A 2985-nucleotide genomic window follows, 5' to 3' on the forward strand; every position below is an offset into this window, starting at 1 on the left:
GGAGATGGTGATGCCGGGCGACAACGTGGCGATGGAGATCGAGCTGATCACGCCCATCGCCATGGAGAAGGGGCTGCGGTTCGCCATCCGCGAGGGCGGCCGCACCGTCGGCGCCGGAACCATCACCGAGATCATTCAGTAGAGGATCGGGGTAAAACGATGAACGACAAAATCCGCATCCGGCTCAAGGCCTTCGATTACCGCGTGCTCGACCAGTCGGCCGCGGAGATCGTCGACACCGCTCGGCGAACGGGAGCCCGGATCGCGGGGCCGATTCCGCTGCCGACCTCGATCGCCCGCTACACGGTGAACCGGTCGCCGCACGTCGACAAGAAGTCGCGGGAACAATTCGAGATGCGGACGCACAAACGGCTGCTCGACATCCTCGAGCCGTCCTCCCAGACGGTGGACGCGCTCATGAAGCTCGAGCTCCCGGCCGGCGTCGACGTCGAGATCAAGGCATTCGGGAAGTGACGCCATGATTCAGGGACTGATCGGGAAAAAGGTGGGCATGACCCAGATCTTCCGCGAGGACGGCACCGTCGTCCCCGTGACGGTCGTCAAGGCCGGCCCGTGCCTCGTCGTCCAGAAGAAGACGGCCGCCCGGGACGGCTACGACGCCATCCAGCTCGGTCTCGTCGAGGACCGCGCGCCGCGCAACGTGACGAAGGCGCTGAAGGGCCACTTCCAGAAGGCGACCGTCGCGCCGATGCGCGAGCTCGCCGAGTTCCGCGTCGCGGAAGGGGACGATTTGAAGCCCGGCGACAAGGTCCTCGCCGACACGTTCTCGGAGAACGAGCACGTCGACGTCGAGGGGTGGTCGAAGGGGAAGGGGTTCGCGGGCGTCGTCCGGCGGCACCACTTCGCCGGAGGCCGCGCGACGCACGGGTCGATGTTCCACCGCGCCCCCGGCTCGATCGGGCCGTCGGCGTTTCCGTCGCGCGTCTACCCGGGCACGCGGTCCTCGGGCCGCCTCGGCGGCCGCCACGCCACCAGCAAGAACGTCGTGGTGGCGAAGGTCGACGCCGAAAACCATCTGATCTACCTGTGCGGACCGGTCCCGGGAGCGCGCAACTCCTACGTGAAGATCGTCCGCTCCACCTTCGCGACGAAATCGGAGTGACGGAAATGGCGAGCGTAGACGTCTGGAACTGGAAGAAGGAAAAGGTCGGTGCCGTGGAGCTCCCGGCGTCGGTCTTCGAGCAGCCGTACCGAAGGCACCTCGTCTGGGCGGTCGTGAAGGCGCATCTCGCCGGTCTCCGGAGCGGGACGCACAAGACGAAGACGCGCGCGGAAGTGTCCGGCTCCGGCCGGAAGCCCTTCAAGCAGAAGGGGACCGGGCGGGCCCGGCAGGGCGGCGGCCGCCCGCCGATCCACCGCCACGGCGGCACGGTGTTCGGGCCGGTCCCGCGCTCCTACGCCCAGGGCATCTCGGTCAACGAGAAGAAGAACGCGCTTCGCTCGGTCCTCTCCCGCAAGGTGAAGGAGGCGCGGCTCGTCGTCCTGGAGGACCTGGCGCTCGAGTCCCACAAGACGCGCGAGCTGCTCGGCAACCTGAGCGGTCTCGGGATCACCGGGAAGGCGCTCTTCGTCGATTCGCGCGACAACGAGAACCTCTCGCGGGCGCTCTCGAATGTGAAGGGGTTGAAGCACGTCGATCCGCTCGGCGTCAACGCGTACGACGTCCTGAACCACGGGTTCGTGGTCGCCACGCGCGAGGCGCTCGCCCGGGTCGCGAAGACCCTCGAGGGGAGATCATGAACCTGCATCAGGTCATTCGCCGCCCGCTCATCACCGAGCAGTCGACCCGCCTGAAGGACGCCGCCCGCACGGTGTGCTTCGAGATCGATCCCGGCGCGAACAAGATCGAAGTGAAGGCCGCCGTCGAGATGCTCTTCAACGTGAAGGTCGATTCCGTCCGCGTCGCCAACCGGGTGGGGAAGTGGAAGCGGATGGGGAAGTTCGCCGGCCAGCGCCGCGACTGGAAGAAGGCGTACGTGCGCCTCGCGGCGGGGGAAAAGCCCATTGAATTCTTCGAAGGCGTGTAGGTGATTCGATGCCCGTAAAGTCGTTCAAACCCACGTCCGCCGGCCGGCGGTTCCAGACGTCGATGACGTTCTCGGAGATCACGGCCGACCGGCCGGAAAAGAGCCTCGTCACGCCCAAGCGCCGGACGGGGGGCCGCAACAGCAGCGGCCAGATCACCTCCCGGTTCATGGGCGGCGGCCACAAGCGCCAGTACCGCGTCATCGACTTCCGCCGGGAGAAGATGGACGTCCCGGCGAGCGTGGCCTCGATCGAGTACGACCCCAACCGCACCGCGAACATCGCTCTCCTGCATTACGCCGACGGCGAGAAGCGCTACATCCTCGCCCCCGTCGGTCTCGAGGTCGGAGCGCGCGTCGTCTCGGGTCCGAAGGCCGACATCCTTCCCGGCAACGCCCTTCCGCTGCGGGGGATCCCGGTCGGCACGACGATCCACAACATCGAGTTGAAGCGCGGCAAGGGGGGCCAGATGGTCCGCTCGGCCGGCGCGGCGGCGCAGCTGATGGCCAAGGAAGGGGACTACGCGCAGGTCCGCCTCCCCTCCGGAGAGACGCGGAAGGTCTTCATCGACTGCTATGCGACGATCGGCCAGGTCGGCAACATCGAGCACGAGAACCTCTCGATCGGCAAGGCGGGACGCTCGCGCTGGCTCGGCTGGCGCCCGCACAACCGCGGCGTTTCGATGAATCCCGTCGACCACCCGATGGGCGGCGGCGAAGGCAAGACGTCGGGAGGCCGGCATCCGGTCTCGCCGTGGGGCTGGAAGACGAAGGGTTTCAAGACCCGCAACAACAAGCGCACGGACGCGATGATCGTCCGGCGAAGGAAGTAGACGATGGCTCGCTCGATCAAAAAAGGCCCGTTCCTCGACGACCACCTGAAGAAGAAGATCGACGTGTTGAACGAGTCGCGCGAGAAGAAGGTCGTCAAGACCTGGTC

Annotated in this window: 7 protein-coding genes; all 7 read left to right on the forward strand. The window is 66.8% G+C overall.

Features of this window, described 5'->3' with window-relative positions; all coding sequences use genetic code 11:
- On the forward strand, nucleotides 1–142 hold a 142-nt coding region (tuf, locus tag VKH46_03935; protein ID HKB69968.1), incomplete at its 5' end, for an elongation factor Tu.
- Between the two features lie 17 nt (nucleotides 143–159).
- Nucleotides 160–474: a 30S ribosomal protein S10 gene (rpsJ, locus tag VKH46_03940; GenBank protein ID HKB69969.1), complete on the forward strand. Its 315-nt coding sequence runs from the start codon at nucleotides 160–162 to the stop codon at nucleotides 472–474.
- 4 nt (nucleotides 475–478) lie between these two features.
- On the forward strand, nucleotides 479–1123 hold the full coding sequence (gene rplC / locus VKH46_03945) for a 50S ribosomal protein L3 (GenBank protein HKB69970.1): 645 nt from the start codon (nucleotides 479–481) through the stop codon (nucleotides 1121–1123).
- 5 nt (nucleotides 1124–1128) lie between these two features.
- Nucleotides 1129–1761 (forward strand): 50S ribosomal protein L4, encoded by a 633-nt coding sequence (gene rplD, locus VKH46_03950; GenBank protein ID HKB69971.1) that lies wholly within the window; start codon nucleotides 1129–1131, stop codon nucleotides 1759–1761.
- A complete protein-coding gene (locus tag VKH46_03955) occupies nucleotides 1758–2048 on the forward strand; it encodes a 50S ribosomal protein L23 (protein ID HKB69972.1) in 291 nt (96 codons plus the stop codon). Before rplD ends, VKH46_03955 begins: the two co-directional genes overlap by 4 nt.
- Before the next feature lie 8 nt (nucleotides 2049–2056).
- Entirely contained in the window at nucleotides 2057–2878 is an 822-nt protein-coding gene (rplB, locus tag VKH46_03960; GenBank protein ID HKB69973.1) for a 50S ribosomal protein L2, read from the forward strand.
- A 3-nt stretch (nucleotides 2879–2881) separates the two neighbouring features.
- A partial coding sequence (locus VKH46_03965; GenBank protein ID HKB69974.1) for a ribosomal protein S19 family protein occupies nucleotides 2882–2985 on the forward strand: 104 nt, incomplete at its 3' end.

Source organism: Thermoanaerobaculia bacterium (genome assembly GCA_035260525.1).
GTDB lineage: Bacteria > Acidobacteriota > Thermoanaerobaculia > UBA5066 > DATFVB01 > DATFVB01.

Excerpts from the sequence above, each read along its gene's own strand:
- VKH46_03955 (HKB69972.1), top strand. The coding sequence starts at position 1,758 with ATGAACCTGCATCAGGTCATTCGCCGCCCGCTCATCACCGAGCAGTCG.
- rplC (HKB69970.1), top strand. The coding sequence starts at position 479 with ATGATTCAGGGACTGATCGGGAAAAAGGTGGGCATGACCCAGATCTTC.
- rplD (HKB69971.1), top strand. The coding sequence starts at position 1,129 with ATGGCGAGCGTAGACGTCTGGAACTGGAAGAAGGAAAAGGTCGGTGCC.
- rpsJ (HKB69969.1), top strand. The coding sequence starts at position 160 with ATGAACGACAAAATCCGCATCCGGCTCAAGGCCTTCGATTACCGCGTG.
- rplB (HKB69973.1), top strand. The coding sequence starts at position 2,057 with ATGCCCGTAAAGTCGTTCAAACCCACGTCCGCCGGCCGGCGGTTCCAG.